The sequence below is a fragment of the Brevundimonas sp. GW460-12-10-14-LB2 genome (assembly GCF_001636925.1).
GTDB lineage: Bacteria > Pseudomonadota > Alphaproteobacteria > Caulobacterales > Caulobacteraceae > Brevundimonas > Brevundimonas vesicularis.
Window position 1 is genome coordinate 2,026,644 of sequence record NZ_CP015511.1, and the last position, 18,620, is coordinate 2,045,263.

Annotated in this window: 24 protein-coding genes and 1 pseudogene; 4 read left to right on the forward strand and 21 right to left on the reverse strand. The window is 70.0% G+C overall.

Annotation, left to right across the window (positions count from 1 at the left end):
- Nucleotides 1-75: 75 nt before the first annotated feature.
- The 4 genes from A4249_RS10090 to A4249_RS10105 are packed head-to-tail and all read right to left on the reverse strand — an operon-like array spanning nt 76 to nt 5,526.
- Complete coding sequence (locus A4249_RS10090) at nt 76-3,774, reverse strand: baseplate multidomain protein megatron (RefSeq protein WP_066552379.1); 3,699 nt, start codon at nt 3,772-3,774, stop codon at nt 76-78.
- A gap of 4 nt (nt 3,775-3,778) precedes the next feature.
- A complete protein-coding gene (locus A4249_RS10095; RefSeq protein ID WP_066552380.1) occupies nt 3,779-4,246 on the reverse strand; it encodes an NlpC/P60 family protein in 468 nt (155 codons plus the stop codon).
- 17 nt (nt 4,247-4,263) lie between these two features.
- Complete coding sequence (locus tag A4249_RS10100) at nt 4,264-4,911, reverse strand: baseplate hub domain-containing protein (RefSeq protein WP_066552382.1); 648 nt, start codon at nt 4,909-4,911, stop codon at nt 4,264-4,266.
- Nucleotides 4,912-4,914: 3 nt separating this feature from the next.
- Entirely contained in the window at nt 4,915-5,526 is a 612-nt protein-coding gene (locus A4249_RS10105; protein WP_066552383.1) for a DUF2460 domain-containing protein, read from the reverse strand.
- A 97-nt stretch (nt 5,527-5,623) separates the two neighbouring features.
- On the opposite strand from A4249_RS10105, the gene A4249_RS10110 reads away from it, so the two are divergent.
- The gene (locus tag A4249_RS10110; RefSeq protein ID WP_066552384.1) at nt 5,624-6,325 is read left to right on the forward strand and encodes a DUF805 domain-containing protein; all 702 of its coding nucleotides are present in this window, start codon (nt 5,624-5,626) and stop codon (nt 6,323-6,325) included.
- Nucleotides 6,326-6,378: 53 nt separating this feature from the next.
- Here A4249_RS10110 and A4249_RS10115 read toward each other — a convergent pair whose 3' ends face one another.
- The 8 genes and pseudogenes from A4249_RS10115 to A4249_RS10145 all read right to left on the reverse strand — a co-directional run bounded on the left by A4249_RS10115 (nt 6,379) and on the right by A4249_RS10145 (nt 10,095).
- Nucleotides 6,379-6,903, reverse strand: a complete 525-nt coding sequence (locus tag A4249_RS10115; protein WP_066552387.1) for a phage tail tape measure protein — start codon at nt 6,901-6,903, stop codon at nt 6,379-6,381.
- Nucleotides 6,893-7,069, reverse strand: a complete 177-nt coding sequence (locus tag A4249_RS16335; RefSeq protein ID WP_156494694.1) for a phage tail assembly chaperone — start codon at nt 7,067-7,069, stop codon at nt 6,893-6,895. Before A4249_RS16335 ends, A4249_RS10115 begins: the two co-directional genes overlap by 11 nt.
- The gene (locus tag A4249_RS10120; RefSeq protein ID WP_066552388.1) at nt 7,066-7,344 is read right to left on the reverse strand and encodes a GTA-gp10 family protein; all 279 of its coding nucleotides are present in this window, start codon (nt 7,342-7,344) and stop codon (nt 7,066-7,068) included. Before A4249_RS10120 ends, A4249_RS16335 begins: the two co-directional genes overlap by 4 nt.
- The gene (locus A4249_RS10125) at nt 7,341-7,751 is read right to left on the reverse strand and encodes a phage major tail protein, TP901-1 family (protein WP_066552389.1); all 411 of its coding nucleotides are present in this window, start codon (nt 7,749-7,751) and stop codon (nt 7,341-7,343) included. Before A4249_RS10125 ends, A4249_RS10120 begins: the two co-directional genes overlap by 4 nt.
- Entirely contained in the window at nt 7,748-8,161 is a 414-nt protein-coding gene (locus A4249_RS10130; protein ID WP_066552390.1) for a DUF3168 domain-containing protein, read from the reverse strand. Before A4249_RS10130 ends, A4249_RS10125 begins: the two co-directional genes overlap by 4 nt.
- Nucleotides 8,158-8,454, reverse strand: a complete 297-nt coding sequence (locus A4249_RS10135; protein ID WP_197458372.1) for a phage head-tail adapter protein — start codon at nt 8,452-8,454, stop codon at nt 8,158-8,160. The genes A4249_RS10130 and A4249_RS10135 overlap by 4 nt, the downstream gene beginning before the upstream one ends.
- Nucleotides 8,451-8,714 (reverse strand): head-tail connector protein, encoded by a 264-nt coding sequence (locus A4249_RS10140; RefSeq protein WP_066555032.1) that lies wholly within the window; start codon nt 8,712-8,714, stop codon nt 8,451-8,453. Before A4249_RS10140 ends, A4249_RS10135 begins: the two co-directional genes overlap by 4 nt.
- A 203-nt stretch (nt 8,715-8,917) precedes the next feature.
- Nucleotides 8,918-10,095, reverse strand: a pseudogene (locus A4249_RS10145) (phage major capsid protein).
- On the opposite strand from A4249_RS10145, the gene A4249_RS16945 reads away from it, so the two are divergent.
- From A4249_RS16945 to A4249_RS10155, 3 genes are read left to right on the forward strand one after another with little or no spacing between them, the layout of a single operon-like run.
- Entirely contained in the window at nt 9,992-10,204 is a 213-nt protein-coding gene (locus A4249_RS16945; protein ID WP_231868824.1) for a hypothetical protein, read from the forward strand. The pseudogene A4249_RS10145 and the gene A4249_RS16945 overlap by 104 nt on opposite strands.
- Nucleotides 10,201-10,839 (forward strand): hypothetical protein, encoded by a 639-nt coding sequence (locus A4249_RS10150; protein WP_066552392.1) that lies wholly within the window; start codon nt 10,201-10,203, stop codon nt 10,837-10,839. The genes A4249_RS16945 and A4249_RS10150 overlap by 4 nt, the downstream gene beginning before the upstream one ends.
- Nucleotides 10,840-10,849: 10 nt before the next feature.
- Nucleotides 10,850-11,665 carry a hypothetical protein gene (locus A4249_RS10155; protein WP_066552393.1) on the forward strand — a complete coding sequence of 272 codons (816 nt, stop codon included), beginning with the start codon at nt 10,850-10,852 and terminating at the stop codon, nt 11,663-11,665.
- Here A4249_RS10155 and A4249_RS10160 read toward each other — a convergent pair.
- The 9 genes from A4249_RS10160 to A4249_RS10200 all read right to left on the reverse strand — a co-directional run bounded on the left by A4249_RS10160 (nt 11,652) and on the right by A4249_RS10200 (nt 18,603).
- On the reverse strand, nt 11,652-12,017 hold the full coding sequence (locus tag A4249_RS10160) for an HK97 family phage prohead protease (RefSeq protein ID WP_335621853.1): 366 nt from the start codon (nt 12,015-12,017) through the stop codon (nt 11,652-11,654). The genes A4249_RS10155 and A4249_RS10160 overlap by 14 nt on opposite strands.
- Before the next feature lie 95 nt (nt 12,018-12,112).
- The gene (locus A4249_RS10165; protein WP_066552394.1) at nt 12,113-12,346 is read right to left on the reverse strand and encodes a hypothetical protein; all 234 of its coding nucleotides are present in this window, start codon (nt 12,344-12,346) and stop codon (nt 12,113-12,115) included.
- A gap of 99 nt (nt 12,347-12,445) precedes the next feature.
- On the reverse strand, nt 12,446-13,618 hold the full coding sequence (locus tag A4249_RS10170) for a phage portal protein (protein ID WP_066552395.1): 1,173 nt from the start codon (nt 13,616-13,618) through the stop codon (nt 12,446-12,448).
- 155 nt (nt 13,619-13,773) lie between these two features.
- Complete coding sequence (locus tag A4249_RS10175) at nt 13,774-14,814, reverse strand: acyltransferase family protein (RefSeq protein ID WP_082854123.1); 1,041 nt, start codon at nt 14,812-14,814, stop codon at nt 13,774-13,776.
- Between the two features lie 38 nt (nt 14,815-14,852).
- Nucleotides 14,853-15,992, reverse strand: a complete 1,140-nt coding sequence (locus A4249_RS10180) for an SGNH/GDSL hydrolase family protein (RefSeq protein ID WP_066552398.1) — start codon at nt 15,990-15,992, stop codon at nt 14,853-14,855.
- The gene (locus A4249_RS10185) at nt 15,992-16,279 is read right to left on the reverse strand and encodes a spike base protein, RCAP_Rcc01079 family (RefSeq protein ID WP_066552400.1); all 288 of its coding nucleotides are present in this window, start codon (nt 16,277-16,279) and stop codon (nt 15,992-15,994) included. Before A4249_RS10185 ends, A4249_RS10180 begins: the two co-directional genes overlap by 1 nt.
- A gap of 164 nt (nt 16,280-16,443) precedes the next feature.
- A complete protein-coding gene (locus A4249_RS10190) occupies nt 16,444-17,613 on the reverse strand; it encodes a DNA-packaging protein (protein WP_156494695.1) in 1,170 nt (389 codons plus the stop codon).
- Complete coding sequence (locus tag A4249_RS10195; protein ID WP_156494696.1) at nt 17,582-18,118, reverse strand: hypothetical protein; 537 nt, start codon at nt 18,116-18,118, stop codon at nt 17,582-17,584. Before A4249_RS10195 ends, A4249_RS10190 begins: the two co-directional genes overlap by 32 nt.
- Before the next feature lie 23 nt (nt 18,119-18,141).
- Nucleotides 18,142-18,603 (reverse strand): YcgN family cysteine cluster protein, encoded by a 462-nt coding sequence (locus tag A4249_RS10200; protein ID WP_082854124.1) that lies wholly within the window; start codon nt 18,601-18,603, stop codon nt 18,142-18,144.
- Nucleotides 18,604-18,620: the final 17 nt, after the last annotated feature.

The following is an 18,620-nucleotide window of genomic DNA, read 5'->3' on the forward strand; positions in this document are numbered from 1 at the left end:
AGCTGAAAAAGGTCGAGAGGCCGTCAGTTAAGCCATGCCCCGCCCCGCGCAAAGGGCTGGACCCGCCCTATTTCGTCAGACCCGCCGGATTTCCGCCTCTACCTCTGCTTCTGAGCCCCACCCAAACCCCTCGCCCCACTGCGCCACGGCGATCCGCGCCGTCGATGTGACGCCTTCTGGGAAGTCCGCCGTCAAGTCGGCCGTAGAATAGGATGCCGACAGCCCCTCGACCTCCATCGTCCGCACCACGACGTCATGATCAAACACGCGCAGCCGGAACCGCATCGTATCGACCGCTGTCGGTTCCCCATCCCAGCTGTCGCCGAACAAGCGCACGCGTGGAGTCCATCCAATCTTCAGACCCTCGGCCGACGTCTCGACCGTCAGACCAGACGGCGACCACGGCCGATCATGCACGCCCCTCGCCACGAACAGGGCTTCGCTGAACTCCGTACCGCCCGGCGCCGCGCCAGCCGGTCCCGCGCGACAGACCAGCGGCAGTCCTCGCTCGCCCCGCCCGATCTCCGCGCGCGCCAGCCGATCGTCCAGAAACACCACGACCGCCCCGGCCCCGGCGCCCGCCCGCATCTCGACCTCGGTTCCCTGCTGCCCGCGCAACAGACCCGTCAGCCGCCATGTCTCCGGCCCGACCAGCACCGCCGACCGATACTGGACGATCTCCCAGCCCGCCGCCGTCTCGACCGCCAGCGCATTGCCGCCGCCCAGCACCGCCGCCTCGACCGCGCTTTCCGGCGCCTCGCCCTCGACCCGCACCACCAGGGCGTTGGCCTCGTCCCAGCGGTGCCGCACCCCCGGCCCCAGCGCCTCAAGCAGCACCCCGACCGTCGCCGGCGTCTCCACATCGCCCCTCGCCGTCAGGGTCTCAGCCGTCGGCCCCGCATGCAGCCGCATCGTCCGCCACGGCTCGGCCGCCACGGCGATCAAGGGCCGAGCGTCCGCCTCACCCCCCATCAAGGGCGGCAGGTCCAACACTTTCAGGAACGGGGCCCCGACCACGACCGGCGCCTCGCCCCCGCGCCGGACGCCGTCGTCCTCGACCGCCCCCCGCGCAGTCACCGGCTCCAGCACTGCCGACGGTGTCTCGTCCGACATGACCCGCATCACGCGCCAGTCGCCCGATCCACCCTCCAGCCGCACCCCGTCCCCCGGCTCCAGCCGCAAAGCCTCCAGCGGTCCCAGCGCCAGCGTTCTCGCCTCCACGCCCTCTCCGTCCAGCGCCCTCTGCGCCGCCGCCGTCGCCAGCCCGCCGCCGCACACCAGCGGCAAGTCCAGATCGACCCCGCCCGCCGTCGCCGTCGCATCGTCGGACCGCACTACCACCGCCCCGGTCTGATAGTCCGCCGTCTCGTCAATAAACCGCACCCGCGCCTCGCCCGCCCTGGGCTCCAGCGTCCGCGTCATCGTTTCCGCCGCCCCGCTATCGGGCAGAGCCAGCGCCTCGCCCGCGATCTCGACCACCGTCTCCACCCGCCCCAACACGGCGACCTTCCCGTCCCGCTCGGCCGCCACGGCGTCGAACGCCGCCAGCAGCGGCTCCAGCGCATCGCGCGTCCGCATCGGCCGGTCGATGACATAGCCGGCCGCGGCACCCTCGACGCCCTCGATCGCCATCTCGTGCGGCGACAACCCGCCTCGCGCCAGCACCGCCTCGATCAGATCACGCCCGTCGCCCGCCAGTCGTCCGTTCAGCCAGTGGCCGGCCCGCCACGCCCCTGCGTCGGCCCAGACATCGCCCCGCGCCGGAAAGGCCGGATAGGGCCGCGCGTCCCAGCACCAGGCGTCCGCCGCCTCCAGCATCCGCCCGCCATACACAGCGGACACCGGATTATTTTCTTGGTCCGCATAGTGTCCCAGCACCGCCTCCAGCGCCCCCCGCTGCACTGCGTCGTCGCGCTCGCCCGTTGATCCCGGCGGCAGTCGGCTCTCGCTGCTCTTCGCATCCTGAAACAGGTTCGGCGCATTGCCGCCCCGGTCCACCGCCGCGCAGCCGAACTCCGACAGCCGCACCGGCTTCATCCCCGGAATCCAGGCCGTCGGCACAGCGCTCCGCACCCCGCCCGGCCGGTCATGGTGCGAGTTCGACCACCAGCCGTTCAGGTCCTTAGGCCGAAATACCCAGTCCTCGCCATGCGCCGCGTCGACGATGGGCGTTCTCACCTGCGCCGCCCGATCCGCCTCGCTGGCGTAATACCAGTCGAACCCGTCCCCGCCCACGACCCCCGCCGCCAGATAGGCCGGGTCCGCCGCCCCGCCGAACGTCGCCGCATCGACCCCGCCGTCGCCCGCTCGCCAGTCCGTCAGCGGCGGATACCAGTCGATCGACACATGATCGATGGCCGCATCGGCCCACAGCGGATCGAGATGGAACACCACCTCCCCGCCCGACTGCCACCCGAAATATTCGCTCCAGTCCGCCGCATAGGACAGTTTCACGCTCGGCCCGACCACCGCCCGACACTCCGCCGCCAGCGCCCGAAACTGATCGACCGCCGGAAAGCCCCTGGCCGCATCCCGTGTCCAGGTCACGCCCCGCATCTCCGACCCGATCAGCAGACCGTCCGCCCCCTCCTCGGCCGCGATCCGGGCGTAGTGCAGCGCCATCCGCCGCAGCCCCCAATCCTCGGCCCCGCCGAACAGCGCCGCGATCTCCGTTGTCGCCCCTGCCCCGTCCACGCCCGCCACACGCCCCCGCCACGGATAACCGGGACAGTCCATGAAGACGAACGGATACAGGGTCACCTCCAGCCCCCGCGCCTTCAGCTCGCGGATCGCCTGACGCACGCTGTCGTCCGAAGGCGTCCCGCCATAGGCCGGCGCCCCATCCACCTGACTGACCTCATAGGCCTCATCGCGCGCGACGCCCGCCACGGACCAGACCTGCGGTTCGGTCGGCTTGTCGCGCCGCTCCACCCCCGGCCGCACGACGCAATGCCCGGCCCTCAGGTCGCTGCCGAACCACCCGACCACCAGGCTGACCCGTTTCAGCTTCGGCAGTTGCGCCTGAAGTTGATCCAGCGACACGACCAGATCGGCCCGGCCCTCGCCATTGTGCACATTCTCCGCCGTCGTCCGCGTCAGCCCCTCACGACGCACCACCGCCTCGGTCGCCAGGGCGAACTCTCCCGCGCCGGGGATCAGGCACACCCCTTCCAGCCGGTCCTCCAGCCGCGCGGTCTGTCCGCGCGGTCGCCGGAACACCTCGAAACTCAACTGCGGAACCCGATCCCCGAACGGCCCCAGCGGCAGGTCCTCGAACACCACATAGGCCGTCCCGCGATACGCCGGCGCATCCCCCTCGACCGCCTCGATCAGCAGGTCCGCCGTCTGCGCCTCACCCCCGCGATGCACCCGCATCACCACGCCGGTCAGGTCCATCAGCCGCCCATCGGCCCAGACCCGCCCGACCCCGTCGATCTCGCCCTCGCAAAGCGCCACGGCGAAACTCAGCGAATAGACATAGTCGACTGTCTTCGGACCGCCCTTGCCCGCCCGGCCCTTATTTTTGCCTTCCAGGAACCGCGCCGCCCAGATTACCTGACCCGTCACCCGCGCCCGTCCGAAGACGCAGGCCATCGGCGCCCCTTCCGCCGTGCCCTGAACCTTCAGCGTCTCCAGCCTGGGCCCCACCTGCCGCGCCGGACCCAGCGAGCCCACCACCCGATTGTCGATCGCCCGCCCAAGGGTCGCGCCGATCACCCGCCCGACCGGCCCGCCGACCGACTGCCCGACCGCGCTCAAAACGACTTGCGCCATGCCTTTAAACTCCGTCATCCTCGGTCAACGAGGCGGCGCACGCCGCCAAGGCCGAACCGGGGACAGGAAACCGGAACACGGCCGCCAGCCGTCTTCGCCACCACACGCCCATCCAGCTTTCGACCACCGCCCGTCCCCAATAGGCGTGGATCATCCTCGGCTCCGGTCCGTCGAGGTCGCTCAGAATGGCGCAGTGCTTCACCGCCGCCCCCGGCGACACGCGAAACAGCAACACGTCGCCCGGCCGCATCTGATCGACCGCAACGGGCCGCATCCACCGCCCCGCCGCCTCCAGCAGCGTCTCGCGCCCGCCGACCTCGGCCCAGTCGGCCGAATAGGCCGGCAAGACTTCGGGCTCCTCGCCCACCACCTCGCGCCACACCCCGCGCACCAGTCCCAGACAGTCCGCGCCCACACCCTTCATGCTGGCCTGATGCCGATACGGCGTGCCGAGCCAGGACCGGGCGGACATCACAACCGCGCTCCCGCTCACCGGCGGCTCCCGCCGTCGCTGCGCGCACTTCCGGCCGGATAGGCTGTCAGGAAGTCGTCCCCCGGCACATCCGGAAATCCGCGAAAGTTCGCCCCATTCCCGAACGTCCCGACGCAGGTCTCCCACCGCTTGTCGCAGACCCGCCCCGCCGGCGCCGCGACCCGGCACCTCTGGTCTCCCAGTCGCGCATCGCACATCCGCCCATAGGTCCGCCCGACCACCCGCTCCAGCTGCGCCAGGGGTCCCTCAAGCTCAGCGACGAAGCTCTCCCCCTGGCGCCGTATCTTCGCCAGCGCCCCCGACCACAATCGCACCTTCAGATCCGGCCGCGCCCAGTCCACGCGCCATAGTGCGACCGTCGCCTTGTCGAACAGACCCGCCGCCACATCCGCTTCCGTAATCGCCGCGTCATCCAGCACGCCCGCCGCCGAAACCGACCCCGCCGCCAGCCCGACCGCGCTCTCGCCCGCCCCCGCCGTCCAGCCGCTCGCCGCCCGACAGACGACCCCGTCCACCACCAGGTCCCGGTCATGGTCGGTGAACCCCATCACCACGCCGTCGGCTCGCTCCAGCCGCCAGACATGGCAAAGCGTCGCCGCCCCGCTCTCGATGCGGGCGGCCATTTCGTTCGGTATGTCGCGCATGGCTCAGACCCGAACCTCGATCAGCGGAACCGCCGCCATCCGTCCGGCCTCGAAGCTCTCCAGCGTCGTCTCGATCCGGTCCGAATCGAACCGCACCGGCGTGTCGAACTGAAACCCCGCCGTCACGCTGACACCCGCCTCCGGCGCGCGCTCCAGCGTCACCCGCCCGGTCGCGAGGTCGATCCCAAAAGCCGTCGTCTCGACACCGCCCACCGCGACCCGCACCGATTCCTCGACAGGCTTGGCGACCGGCCGCTCCACATCGCCGTAGCGCTTCACCAGATCGAACGCGGTGCGAACCCCGTCGCCCACGCCCAGCACCTGATCCTCAGACGATACCACCCCGCCCGGCGCGCACGATTTGAAGTCGGCGAAGTCCTTGAACCGGAACCCGTACAGCCGCCCCCGCCGCGCCTCGAAGAAGGCGACCAGCGCGGCCATGTCGTCCAGCGACCTCAGGTTCGCCCCGATCAGATACCGCCTGCGCCCCAGCGCCCAGGGCGTGGAGCGCCGCTCGAACCCTGACGCCAGCGTCGTGATCTCCGTCCGACGCTCCACCCCGCCGGTCGAACCGAACGCCAGCCGCGCGGGCAGGCGCACCTCATGAAAGGCCATGCGAGCCTTTCCTCCCTTTCACTTGTTCACTGATCGTCGCTCGTTCATGGTCGCATTGCGGCCAGCTTCGGCCGCATGCCCAAGGGGAGCGACACGTTTGCGCGGCGAGATTCTCAGCTACGACACCACCACCGGAATCGGTCTGATCAGCGGCGACGACGGCGCCCGTTACGATTTCACCTCGGCCGCGCTGCAATCGCCGGCCGTGCCCGCCACCGGCGTCCGCGTTGACTTCGTCCCCGAAGGTGCCGCCGCCACCCAGATCCTGATCCTGGCCGGTTCGCCCACCACCACCGGCGTCGCCGGCGGCTACGCCAGCTCGACCTCGACCGCCGTCGCCGGCTTCGACTGGCAAAAGCTGTTTCTGTCCTTCGAGGGCCGCATCCGCCGTAGCCATTTCTGGATCGGCTGGCTGATCCTGCTGGGCGTCAACGTCGTCATCAGCTGGATCCCAATCATCAACCTGTTTGGCATCGTGCTGATCTGGCCGAACCTGGCCATTTCGGTGAAGCGCCTTCACGACATGGGCAAGACCGGCTGGCTGATCGCCATTCCCTGGGTCGGCTCGGTCATCGCCTTCGTCGCCGGCTTCGCCATGATGATCGCCGGCGCCGTCGCCAACGGCTATGCCGAGGACTATTACGAGAGCAATCCCGCCGCCGTCTTCGCCCTGATGGGCCCGGCCATCGGCCTGTTCGCGATCGCCGGTCTGCTCGGCCTGGCCTTCCTGCTGTGGATCGGCATCGCCGACAGCCAGAAGGGCGAAAACCGCTTCGGCCCGAACCCCAAGGGCGAATAAGCCTCATCGCCGATCGACCTCAGCGCCGCCCCGTCCTCGACGGGGCGGCGTTTTCACATCCGCCTGGCGCCCAGGCTGACGGCCCGCGCCAGCATCTGGGCGATCTGCGCCTCGGACCGCAGCAGGGCCGGCGCCCCGCCGTCCACCGCCACATTCACCGTCACGCCCCCGCCGCCGACCGGCCCGATCTCGCCGCCCGTCGCCGGTCGAAACACCTCCGGCCCGCGCTCGCCGACCAGGTAGGCTGCACCGCCCAGCACCGGCCCGCCGTCCGTCCGCGCCCCGCCGAAGCTGGACATCACCGACTGGATCGCCGCGCTCAGCCCGCCACCCTGCGATCCCGCTGCCGCATTGACCGCATTCAGCACCGCCCGCGCCAGTTCGGCCAGCGACACCTCCCCGTCCGCCGCCGCCCGCGCTAGCGATCGCGTCAGGCTGTCGCCCGCCCGCCCGAACGCCGCTTCGATGGCGTCGGCCGCCTCCTGCGCCGGCGCCTTCAGCGCCTCCAGCGCCGCCCCGGCTTCGGCCGCTCTCAGCGCGATCTGATCGATCCCGTCCCGCCCGAACTCATCCGCCATCCGGCCAACCCTCCATCAATCGCGCCAGCCCGTCGCGCCCGAGCAGCGCCGTGCCGCGCGGCGCCTGCGTCAACAGCCGCCACTCCTTCAGCGACAGCCGCCAGAACGCCTCGGGCGCCACGCCCATCGTCGCCGCCAGTCGCAACATCTCGCCCCAGGGCGTCATCGTGCTGCGGCCGCGAACGCCTGCGCCACCGCGACCGCCGCCTCGCGCGGATCAACCGCCGCCACCTCCGGCTCGACCTCACCGCCGCCGCGCAACACCGCCGCCAGCACCACGATCAGATCCCGCGCCGACAACGTCTTCATCCGCTCGGCGACCGCCGCCATCCCATCGACGCCCAGCCCCGTCTCGATCTCCGCTAGCGCCCCCAGCGTCAGACAAGCCCGACGCCGCGCGCCGCCCAAGATTACCGCCGCCTCGCCCCGCGCGCCGTTCATATCGCGCTGAACCCGATGGCCCCGGCGCTTGCCAGGCTCAGCGCGAACGTCGCCTCCCCCTCGTGCTCGCCGGCGTATTCCAGAGCCGCCAACAGGAACGGCCCCTCCAGCACGCCGAAGTCCGGCACGATCAGCCGCCACCGTTTCGCCGCCTGATCGAAGAAGGCCTCGCGCACCAGGGCGTCCGACGCCGCATCGCGAAAGATGCCCTGCCCCGACACCGCCGCCGACTTCACGCCCGCGCCGGCCAGCAGCTCGCGCCACCGCCCGGCGCTGTCGCCGTCCGTGGCATCCACTGTCTTGGCGTTCAGCGAGATCGTCCGCGCCCTCAACCCCGCCACCGTCGTAAACACGCCCGGCGCGCCCTCGATCTTCAGCAAGATGTCCTTGCCGGCCTGTGCCGTCATCCGTCTTCTCCCACTTCCTCGGTTACCGCCCTCAACCGCACCACCGCATAAGTCCGCCGCCCGTCGCCCGCGCGGAACACGTCCGCGAATGTCGCCCTCAGGGTCGCCGTCCGCACCCCGTCGGCCTCCAGCACGGCCTCGTGCAGACAGGCCCGCACCGCCGCCGCGACCGCCTTGGCCTCTTCCGATCCCGCGAATCGCGACACGCCCGTCAGGGTCAGCTTCTGTTCAACCCCGCCCCCGTCCGCCGCCACTGGCCGGCTCTCGCACCGCCCTAGCGCCAGATAGGGACACAGCGCCCCTTCCGGTGCCTGGTCGTAAACCCGCTCCTGGATCAGGGCCGACAGCGCCGGATCGGCCTTCAGCGCCGCCACCATCGCCTTCTGCAGCGCGCCTTCATGGTCCCTCATCGCACCCGCTCCAGATCCAGCTTCGCTCGCCCCGGCCGCGCATCCTCGACCGAGACAATCCGCCAGTCCGCCCCGCCGAACCGTAGCACGCGACCGCTCATCAGCCGGGCATCCGCCCGCGCCTCGGCGCCCATAGTCTCGACCGCGCGCCGCTGATCGCCCTCGCCACGCTCCAGGCGCCGACGCGCCCCGCACTTCAGCCAGGCCGACCCGGCCGCCTCGAACGACACGCTGCGCCCGCCATACGGCGTCTCGGCCTCCACCGGCTGGAACAGTCCCGCCAGAACTCTCACAACCTCACCACGCGGTATGGCGCGATCCAGCCCTCCACCGGCTGGATCTCCACCGCCTCGCCTCGCTCATAGGCCCGCAGGACCAGCATCAGGATCGCCAGCCGCAACGGCGCCGGCGAGGTGGACGTCAGGCTCAACCCGACATCCCCCTCCACCTTCGCCTGCGCCGCCGCGATCAGGGTCTGGATTAAGCCGTCCTCGACCTCATGCTCGACCCTCAGAAACAGCTTCGCCTCCGCCACCGTCACCGGCTGCGCCATGGCAATCTCCATTGTCAGATTCGGAATTCTCCCTCCCCGCTCCGGGGAGGGTGGTCGCGCAGCGACCGGGTGGGGGCGGCCCGGCAAGGCCGCACGCTTGGTCGATGAGCTAACTTCGATCGCCCGGCCGTCCCCACCCGACTTCGGCTGCGCCTCAGCCACCCTCCCCCGCAGGGGGAGGGAAAGTCGCCATCACTCCGCGACTAGGTCGCGGCGAACTTCATCACCTTGATCGCGTCAAAGTTCTGCACCCCGCCGCCCACACGCTTGGTCGTGTAGAACAGCACATAGGGCTTGGCCGAATAGGGATCGCGCAGCACCCGCACCCCCGCCCGATCGACGATCAGATACCCCCGCTGGAAGTCCCCGAATGCGATCGACAGACTGTTCGCCGCCACGTCCGGCATGGTCTCGATCTCGGTCACCGGATAGCCGAGCAAGGAAGCCGTCTCGCCCAGCCGCGTCGCCGGCTGCCAGATATAGTTGCCGTCCGCGTCCTTGAACTTGCGCACGGCCGAGACCGTCTTGCGGTTCATCACGAACCGGCCGTTCGGCCGATACTGGGCCTTGGGTGCATAGATCAGGTCGATCAGGCGATCCGCCGGACTGGTCGCCGCAAAGCCGCCCGCCGCGCCCGATGCGACAGAACCGATCTGGCCCCAGGTCTGGCCCGCGTCCGCCACAGTCGGATAGGACAGCAGACCCTTGGGCTTGTTCACCCCGTCGCCGTTGATGAAGGCCTGGGTCTCCTGCGCCGCAAAGACGTCCTCGACCTCGGCCGCCAGCCATTCGTCCAGATCGACCATGGCGTCGTCCAGCAACGCCTGCGTCGCCGCCGGATTGGCGTAGAGATCCGCCGACGGAAACTCCAGCAGGGCCAGGGTCGCCGGGTCCGTCTCGGGCCGCGCGGCCGTCTCCGCCACCCAGCCGCAGGCCACACCCGCCGTCGATACCGGCTTTCTGAACACGCCGCCGCGACGGTCCTGACCGTGGCGATCTCGCGCATCGGACTGGCCGCCATCAGACGCCGCTCGATGGCCCGCTCGGTCTCGTACGGCACGACATAGCCGCCCGAGGTCGCCCCGCCCGACAGACCCGCCTTGACCTCCAGACCGCCCGCCAGATGAGGAGACTGACCCGTCTTCAAATAGCCGTCCCATGCCGCCTTCGCCTCTGGCGCTGACGTCGGCTCGGCAAGTTCGCCGCCGATCGCCGGACGACGGCTCTGGCTCATCACCCGATCCAGTCGCGCCTGGGCCGAGACGACCGCCTGGTCGATGCGCGCCACCTTCTCCTCCAGCAGCACATCGGCCGCCGCCTTCTTCTCGATCTCGCCCAACCGGGCGTCGTTCGCCCCTTTGAACGCCTCGAACGCCGCCATCATCTCGCGCACGACATCGCGCGCCTCGGGCTGGCCCGAAGCCTGTTTGGTCTCTTTCATGATATCTCCGGTTGAAGAACCGCGTGTTGCGGTTAGGGTCGAGACGTGACCGACACGACCTCGAAATTGTTGGACGGCCTGCAGCGCTCCTGGCTGCTTAAGCTCGTCTGGATATGGGCGCCGTTCGTACCGCTGACGGCCGTCGCGATCCTGAACCATTACGAGGGGCCGGTCCCCGAACTCTTCTACGCATTGCCTCTGCTGGCCATATTCGGCGCCTTGGGCCTTCAATATGGCCTCGCCTTCGTCGCTCGTCGCAAACGGCGCGCGCTGGCGCGTCACCTCTCGCCGCTACAGCGTCTTCAGACATCCCACGAACTCGATCCTGTTCCTCTCGGCGAATTCCTGCTCGTCACCAAGAAACCGCCTGTCGAAACCGTGCCACGGACCATCCAAGCGTTGATCGCGCGATGGGGAGCTCCACCTTCCAAAAGGACCGGCAACGTCATCGACGTAATGTCCATTTCCGTGTGGATCATGTTTTGCGCGGTGGCGGGCTTGCGCGACCCACTGGGTTTCCTGAGCCGCCACTTGGGGATACCGACCATCCCGTATTGGCCTGTCTTCACGACCTTATTTGTATTGGCCTTGCCGCTTTTCCTTCGAGCACAGCTGCGCCGGATGAACGATTACTACGTCGCTGAGGCGAAAGCTTCCGGTCGTCGACCTTTCCCTGCCCTGTGATGGCCGCCCCATGTCCCACCTGACGCCCCTGGAAAGCGCCGTCATGGACGCGATGATCTGGCAGATGGGCGACAGCGTCCCGGACCTGCGGGCCCAGGTCGCCGCCAGTTCGCCGGGCCTGCGTCGCAACACCGGCGCGGGCCTCTATTCCCAGATCGTCGTCGATGCGGACCGCGCGACCGCCAACCCGGACGCCACCGGCCTGTTCGGCACGGTCCATGCCATGGTCGCCGGCCTGCCCGACCCCGTCGGCTTCCAGATCGAGCTGCGCCAAGGCCGACTGACGGCCCTGCATGGCCAGAGCTACGGCCAGGACACCCGCGCTATCGACTTCACAACCACCGCCTTTGAAGAGGTCTTCACCGTCGACGAAGCCGGCCGATCGATCCTGTTCCGTCCTGCCCGGCGCGCGCCGGATCCGATCCCGCCCAGGCCAAAACCCGCCCGACCGGCCGCTGCACCCGCCGCCCAAGCCACGCCGCAGAAGCAATCCAGACCCGCGCCCCAACCGGCCTCAAAGCCCTCCGATCACGCCCTGCCATCCGCCGCCGCAGCGCCGACCGTGGCCGAGATCATCGCCGGCCTGTCCAACCCCACGGCCTCGCGCGGCGGCCAGCTGGCCCTGGTCTATCTCGGCGCCTATGCGCTGGCGGCCGTCTTCATCCTGTTCGCCCACCTGGCGCTGCACGTCGGCTGGATCTTCGGCCTGGTGCTCGCCGGCTGGGCCTTGCGCTATCTCCACGGCAAGAAGGGCCGCGCCCAGATGGCCGCCCTGGCCGAAACCCTCGACCGCAACGGCGCCTTCCAGGCCCTCAAGCCAAACTGAACCGCGCCCCCGGCAGCATCGGGAACGTCACCAGCGACACTTCCCACAGTTCGACCGCGCTCAGCACCCGCAGCCGTCCCTGACGCCGGGCCCGGGCCGTACGGTATCCGATCGACAGCCCGTCCAGCGCCCCGGCCCGGCTCAGCGCCCCGGCGAACCGCGCCTCGGCCGACCAGTCCTCAATCCGGCCGCGCACGAACAGACCGCGCGCATCCTCGACGATCTGCTCCCAGACCCCGACCGGCGAGCGCGCATCGTGCTGGTTCAGCATCCGCACCCCCTCGGCGCCCGTCTTGGCCAGACTGTCCGCAAACGCCCCCGCCTGCACCACGTCCCCGTTCAGATCCGCCACGCCCCACAGCGAGGCGTAGCCTTCGATTTGGAGGGGTGAGTGGTGACTCGTGAGCCGTGATTGCTCGCTCTTACTCACCAATCCCGATTCACCACTCACGATCCATCCTCCAACCTACGCTCGATCCGCTCCACGGCCGCCGCCGTCGCCTCGCCCTGGACCTCCAGCCGCGCCAGCCGTTCGGCGACCAGCCTTTGCTCCCCGACCCGCTGCTCCAGCGTCGCGATCCGCGCCGCGGCGCCCCCGGCCCAGACCAAGCCGCCCACCGTCTGCACCACAACGGCGATCAGCAGCGCCGTCGGCACGCGCCGGATCTGATGTTCGCTCATTTCGCTCTCTCCGTTCGCCGCGTGAATCGTGAGCCGTGAATCGTGAGCCGTGAATCGTGACTGTCAGACGAACCCCATTCACGCGTCACCAATCACCGCTCACGCCCCAAGCCCCGCCATTCGCCGACGCTCTTCGTCGGTCAGGAAGCGCGCCGCCTCCAGCCGCGCCCACAGGGCGTCCCGCTCGGGCTGCAGCGCCGAGACCGCATCCAGGTCCGCGCGGATTTCGCACCCCGCGAACCGCTCGCCCAGCCAGCCCGTCATCGCCCCCGCCGCCTTCTTCACCAGCGGGATCACCGTCTGTCGCCAGAAGGCCGCATTCGCCTCGCGATAGTTGGCGTAGGTCGCATCGCCCGGTATCCCCAGCAGCTGCGGCGGCACCCCAAACGCCAGGGCGATCTCGCGCGCCGCCGCATGTTTGCCGGCCGTGAAATCCATTTCCGCCGGCGTCAGGCTCAGCGGCTTCCAGTCCATCCCGCCTTCCAGCAGGATCGGCCGCCCGGCGTTGGTCGCCCCGGCATAGACGGTCGACAACTGATCCTTCAGCGCCTCGAACTGCCCGTCCGTCAGCCGCTCGCCGTTTCGCGCGCCATAAACGAGCGCCCCCGACGGCCGGGCCGCATTGTCCAGCAGGGCCTTGTTCCAGGCGCCGGCCGCATTGTGCGCGTCCACCCCTTGCGCCGCCGCCTCCAGCGGCGACAGTCCGTACCAGTCGTCCAGCGGGTGCCACAGCTTCAGATGCATCACCGGCGCCCAGCCGTCCGCCGCCCGCCCGATCCGCACCGACCGTCCGTCTACGGAGTAATCCCACGCTTCGGGCCAGCCCGACCGGCCCGGAACCACCTTCACCCGATCCGACCGCAGCGCCCACAGCTCGTCCGGCGCCCCGTCCCCGTCCACATCGCCGGTCGCCTCGACATAGGCGTTGCCCGACACCTGCAGCGCGCCATAGACCGCCTCCATCAGCTCCGCCCCCGACTGCTCGGGATTGGGCCGGCGGATGAGTTTCGCCAACGGATGCGACTCGTCGCGCACCCCGACCACGAACACCGCGAACGGCGCCGCCGCCGCCGCCTCGGCGATCATGCGGATGCAGCGATAGGCCACCGCGTTTCTCTGATACCCCTCGCGCGCCAGACTGGCGTAGTCGTTGGACGTCCACCGCGGCCGCCCCACCCCTGACAAGGCGATCACCCCGCCCGCCCGGCTCTCCTTGCCCTCAGGCGCGCCCACGCGCCCCGCCTGGCCGAACGGCCACCGGATCGAAACCATCGCAATCTCCTCAGAAATTTAGGCCAGATCCTCCCCGCCAGCGGGGAGGGGACCGCGTAGCGGTGGAGGGGCGACGGCGCGCTCTACGAACCGTCTCACACCCAACCCGTTTCCGCCCCTCCACCACGCTTCGCGCGGTCCCCCTCCCCGTGCCGCTACGCGGCTCGGGGGAGGATCTTCAAAAGCGGTCGCTCCACCCACAGATGCACCGCAACCCCCGCCGCCAGACTGGCGATCACAGTCAGCCCCACCACCGCATCCCCCGGCAGGACGACCACGCCGCTTTCGAACATGCGCCCCAGCGCCCGGATCACCAGCACATGGACCAGATAGATCGAATAGGACGCATCCCCCATGAAGGCCGCCGCCCGCGCCAGCCGCCCCGGCGCCCGGTCCGTCCGCTCCATCCGCACCACGCCGAACACCAGCAGGGCGCTGGGCAGACCCCAGACCGCTGCCCGCCGCAGCCCGTTCCACGGATCGTTCAGCGCCCGCACATCGTCGATGCCGCCATAGCCGAAGACCAGGCCCAGCCCGAACCCGAGCGTCGCCAGACCGATCGCCCACAGTCCAAGCCGACGCGGCGTCGACCGCCACACCGACGCGATCCCGACGCCCAGCAGAAACTCCGCAATGATCGGCGCGCCCCAGAACCTCAGCACCGGCGCCGCCACCACCAATCCGACCGCCAGCATCGCCGCATAGGTCCCAACCAGACTCCAGCCGACACGCCGCCCGCCCGCTATCGCCAGCCCGAACCCGGCGTAGAACAGCATTTCGAAACACAGGGTCCACCCCGGCCCCAGCGCCGGAAACGTCATCTCCAGCCCGCTGAACGGCCAGAACAGGAACGTGGCCGCCGCCACCTCCGGGCTCAGCGTCCCGCCTCGCGCCATCCCGATCAGGATCGGCAGCGACAGCAGCCAGTAGATCGGCGCCACCCGCCGAAACCGCCGCCACAGGAAGGCCCCGGCCGCGCCCACGCCCGTCTGCCCCTGCGTCGTGGTGGCGATGATGAAGCCGCTGATGACGAAGAACACGTCCACGCCCACGGCGCCGAAATCCTCCAGCGTCCCACCCGCCAGCACGGTCTCCAGCCCCAGCCGCGTCCCCGCCAGATCCACGGCGTGCGTGACGACCACCGCCGTCGCCGCCGCGAACCGCAGCGCCTGCACCCCGTGGAACCGCTCCCCCATCTGCCACGGTTACCACCGCGCGAGAGCGATCGACAACCTCAGATCATCACCCGCGTCCGCACAGCCTCGGCGATCCTCGCCTGGCCCGCCGCATTGGGATGGACGGAATCGAACATCAACCCGCCGGCGAAGCTGCCGCCGAACAGGGCCGTCCCGTCGACGGGCGCCGCCAACCCCCGCGTCGCCGCCACCTCGAACACCGCGTCCCGCAAAGCGGCTTGCGCGGCATAGCTCGCCTTGCCCTGGGCCGGGTCCGACGGACATCCGGTCATCAGCAGCACGTCCCCCGTCGTCAGGCACCGATCCACCAGCGTCCCCAGCCCGGCCTTGTAGGTCGCGACCGCCGTTCCCGCATTCCAGTCGTTGATGGTCAGGCACACGACCGACAGATCGGGCGCCGCCGCCGGGATCGACCCATAGGCCCGGTACGGCTGATCCGTCGTGATCCAGTCCGCGATCCTGGCCCCGCCCCACCCGGCGTTGATCACCCGCGCCCGCTTCACGTCCGAGCGCCATGCGACCCCGCCCGCGATGAACACCGCTCCGCCCGAGGCCCAGCGCACGCTCACAGGCCCGGTCGTCTCTGGAAAGGCCACGGTCAAGACCTCCATCGACGCCGCCTTGGTGGTGTTGACCGTCGCTCGCACTGCGCCGTCCGTCTCGACCGTCAGCACCCCCAGCGCCGTATTGGTCACGGCCCACAGGTCGAACCGATCCACCGGCCGGTCCGGCTGAAAGCTCCAGACGCCCGTCGACGACGCCGCGCCCGAAAACAGCTTGCCGCCCATCCCGGTCAGGGTGTTGACGCTCCACCCGGCCCCCAGGGTCACGCGCGGGTCATAGGCGGAATAGCCTCCGCTCGCCCCGTCCGCCGCCCCGGCGCCCGCGACCGACGCCGCCGAGGCCGGCAGGCCCCGCCCGCTCATCATCGCCGCCAGCCGCTCGGGCCAGGCGCTCGCCCGACCGTTCGGTGTCCAACCGCCGGAGACCGCGCCATAGCCTTGGGTCACGCTGTCGCCGATGCACAGCAGCCGCGCCTCGCGCCCGCCCGCCTGCATGGTCCTGACCGCCGCCGACCAGACGGGCAGGTCGGGCACGGCGAACCGCGCCCCACCCAAGACACCGGCCAGCACCCCGCCCGGCGCCGCCGTCGCTGCTCCGATCTCGAGACCCGACATCAGTCGAAGGCCGCCACGATCTGCGTCGCCGTCGTCCCGGTCGCCAGCACCCGGCGCACCTGCACCGGCAACCACCCCACCGGATGGTTGGCGAAGGTCACGGCGTCCCCGTCCTCGGCCCCGACCGTCAGCACACGGATATTGCCCGCCCCGCCGACATACAGCGCCTTGGCGTAGGTCGTCAGATCGGCCGCGTCGCTGGGCGTGACCGCCGCCGCGCGCCTCGCCGGCCCGCCCGCGTCGCGCCCATGGTTCAGCAATCCGTCCCGCTCCGGAATGGCCGGCATATCGTCTCTCCTATGCAATGAATGCGGTCGTCATTCCGGGGCCGCGCCCCGCGCGGAACCCGGAAGCCAGGGCCGCCGCTCGGCGCTGACCCCCGGCCTTTTCGAAAGCCCCCTGGGTTCCGGGTTCGTCCTTCGGACGCCCCGGAATGACGGGTCGTGACCCGCTAGAGCCGGCTTATCCTCGGCGCCGACTGCCGCCCCAGCATCAGCCGCGTGATCGCCCACACCAGGGCGTCGGCCCGATCCGGGCTGGGTCCGCCCTCGCTGCCCAGCGCCAGCATCTCCTCCTCCAGCGCCGGGAAGGCGTCGCAGTGGACCACCCGCCCCTGTTCATAGAGCAGGGCCACCGGCTCGGCCCGCGCCGCCTTGGACCGCGAGGCGTGGACCATCTCGATCCGGCAAGGACACGCGCTGATGGCCAGGACCGAGCGCACCATGTCGCCGCCCTGATTGCTCTCGGCGACCACCTCGTGCGCGCCGAACTCGTGCGCCGCCGCGCTGACCGCCCCGCCCCAGCTCTGGGGCGAGCGTCCCTGCACCGTCCGGTCGGCCAGCACGAAGGCGTGGCGACCTTTTCGCCCCACGACCACGATGCCGCAGGCGTCTCCGGTCGCGGTCGCCGGCGGATCGACTGCCACGACGATCCGGTCCAGTTCGGCCGGCCGCGCACCCCTGGCCCGTTTCAGGTCCGCGATGCGGAACAGGGCGCCCTCCCCCTCGACCACCACGCCTTCCAGTTCCTGCGCCGCCAGCCGCGTCCCGCCATAGACGTCGTTCAGATGCGCCAGAAAGCCGGGCGACAGGTTCTGCGCGTTCAGCGCCGTCGCCGCCCGCTCCGTCACCGTCCCGGCCTCGGCCATCAACCGCCTCAGCGCCGGGATCGGCCGGGGCGTCGTCGTCACCGCCAGCAGCGGCTCGTCCCCCAGCCGCAACCCGAACCTCAGGTTCGACAGCACCAGCTCCGGCCGTCGCCAGGCGCAGAATTCGTCGGCCCAGGCCGCGTGGAACTGCGGCCCCCTCAGACTGTCGGGATCCTCGGCCGAAAACGCATAGGCCGCCGACTGATTTTTCCACACCAGCCGACGCCGCCCCGCTTCCCAACGCGGCCGGTCGCCCGGCTCGGCCAGCGCCTTGATCCCCGACGCCCCCTCCACCATCACCTCGCGCACATCGTGCAGAGCGGGGCCGACCAGCGCCAGGGTGATGCCGGGCAGCTCTCGCGCCATGATGTCGATCCAGACCGACCCGGCGAACGTCTTTCCCGACCCCCGGCCGCCCAGCAGCAGCCAGGTCTTCAGGTCATCATCCGTCGGCGAACACTGATGCTTCGCCACCCGACAATGGCTGCGATGCAGCCTTAGCTCGCGCCCTTTCAGCTGCCTCAGCGTTCTTCTCTTCCAGAATCCGATCAAGCCGCTCGTGCTCGACGACCAGTTCCTGTCGGATTCGCTCGTCCTCGGCGGGGTCGTAGGTTCGTCCACCCATCTCGTCCTCTTCGTTGTCGCTCAGGCACAGCAGTCGCAGCGCCTCGACCGCCTTGGCCGACCGCGCGATCACCCCGATCTGGCGCGCGACCTTCTCGGCGACGGCGGCGTCCTTGACGTCCGTTTCGCAGACGCTCTTGGCCGTCTCTTCGATCTTGGCCTTCATCATCAGGAACAGGGGCTCCATCCACCCGGCGCAGGACGCAGCCGTCTCGCGCGCGCCGCCGCAGCCGCCCTCTCCGTCATCCCGATTTCCCGTCATGCCCAAACCATAGCGGACCAGCGTCCTCAGGCCGGAAGAACACCCACATAATTCGCCAATGGCTTGTTTTCGCAGCCTTTCAACCAGCGTCATTGCGCTGGCTAGGGGGTGCTACCCTATCGCTCCCGGCCCCGTTCGACCGTCCATTCCGGCGCCTCGAAATCCAGCGCATCTTCCGGCTCGGCCAGCGACAGCTCCGAAATCGTCTGGCCCCGCACCGACACGCCCGCCGTATGCACCGTCTCGCGACTGCCCGAGATCAGATGATGCCATTTGGCCAGCGGCCGCCCCTCATGCAGCCGGCGATAGGCGCACGACTTAGGCATCCACTCCAACGCCTCGATGTTTCCGGGCGTCAGCTTGATGCAGTCCGGCACCTGGGCCTTGCGGTTCGCATAGTCCGAACAGGCGCAAGCCTCGGGGTCGAACAGCTTGCAATGCACCCGCGTCGGAATGACCTCGCCCGTATCCTCGTCCTCGAACCGGATCACGCAGCACAGCCCGCACCCGTCGCACAGCCCCTCCCACTCGGAAGGCGACATCTCGGCCAGGGTCTTGGTTTCCCAGTAGGGCTGCATGGCGCGCCTCATACGCG

Excerpts from the sequence above, each read along its gene's own strand:
- A4249_RS10090 (WP_066552379.1), bottom strand. The coding sequence starts at position 3,774 with ATGGCGCAAGTCGTTTTGAGCGCGGTCGGGCAGTCGGTCGGCGGGCCG.
- A4249_RS10095 (WP_066552380.1), bottom strand. The coding sequence starts at position 4,246 with ATGTCCGCCCGGTCCTGGCTCGGCACGCCGTATCGGCATCAGGCCAGC.
- A4249_RS10100 (WP_066552382.1), bottom strand. The coding sequence starts at position 4,911 with ATGCGCGACATACCGAACGAAATGGCCGCCCGCATCGAGAGCGGGGCG.
- A4249_RS10105 (WP_066552383.1), bottom strand. The coding sequence starts at position 5,526 with ATGGCCTTTCATGAGGTGCGCCTGCCCGCGCGGCTGGCGTTCGGTTCG.
- A4249_RS10115 (WP_066552387.1), bottom strand. The coding sequence starts at position 6,903 with ATGGCGGATGAGTTCGGGCGGGACGGGATCGATCAGATCGCGCTGAGA.
- A4249_RS16335 (WP_156494694.1), bottom strand. The coding sequence starts at position 7,069 with ATGACGCCCTGGGGCGAGATGTTGCGACTGGCGGCGACGATGGGCGTG.
- A4249_RS10120 (WP_066552388.1), bottom strand. The coding sequence starts at position 7,344 with ATGAACGGCGCGCGGGGCGAGGCGGCGGTAATCTTGGGCGGCGCGCGG.
- A4249_RS10125 (WP_066552389.1), bottom strand. The coding sequence starts at position 7,751 with ATGACGGCACAGGCCGGCAAGGACATCTTGCTGAAGATCGAGGGCGCG.
- A4249_RS10130 (WP_066552390.1), bottom strand. The coding sequence starts at position 8,161 with ATGAGGGACCATGAAGGCGCGCTGCAGAAGGCGATGGTGGCGGCGCTG.
- A4249_RS10140 (WP_066555032.1), bottom strand. The coding sequence starts at position 8,714 with ATGGCGCAGCCGGTGACGGTGGCGGAGGCGAAGCTGTTTCTGAGGGTC.
- A4249_RS16945 (WP_231868824.1), top strand. The coding sequence starts at position 9,992 with ATGCGCGCCACCTTCTCCTCCAGCAGCACATCGGCCGCCGCCTTCTTC.
- A4249_RS10155 (WP_066552393.1), top strand. The coding sequence starts at position 10,850 with ATGTCCCACCTGACGCCCCTGGAAAGCGCCGTCATGGACGCGATGATC.
- A4249_RS10165 (WP_066552394.1), bottom strand. The coding sequence starts at position 12,346 with ATGAGCGAACATCAGATCCGGCGCGTGCCGACGGCGCTGCTGATCGCC.
- A4249_RS10170 (WP_066552395.1), bottom strand. The coding sequence starts at position 13,618 with ATGGTTTCGATCCGGTGGCCGTTCGGCCAGGCGGGGCGCGTGGGCGCG.
- A4249_RS10175 (WP_082854123.1), bottom strand. The coding sequence starts at position 14,814 with ATGGGGGAGCGGTTCCACGGGGTGCAGGCGCTGCGGTTCGCGGCGGCG.
- A4249_RS10180 (WP_066552398.1), bottom strand. The coding sequence starts at position 15,992 with ATGTCGGGTCTCGAGATCGGAGCAGCGACGGCGGCGCCGGGCGGGGTG.
- A4249_RS10185 (WP_066552400.1), bottom strand. The coding sequence starts at position 16,279 with ATGCCGGCCATTCCGGAGCGGGACGGATTGCTGAACCATGGGCGCGAC.
- A4249_RS10195 (WP_156494696.1), bottom strand. The coding sequence starts at position 18,118 with ATGACGCTGGTTGAAAGGCTGCGAAAACAAGCCATTGGCGAATTATGT.
- A4249_RS10200 (WP_082854124.1), bottom strand. The coding sequence starts at position 18,603 with ATGCAGCCCTACTGGGAAACCAAGACCCTGGCCGAGATGTCGCCTTCC.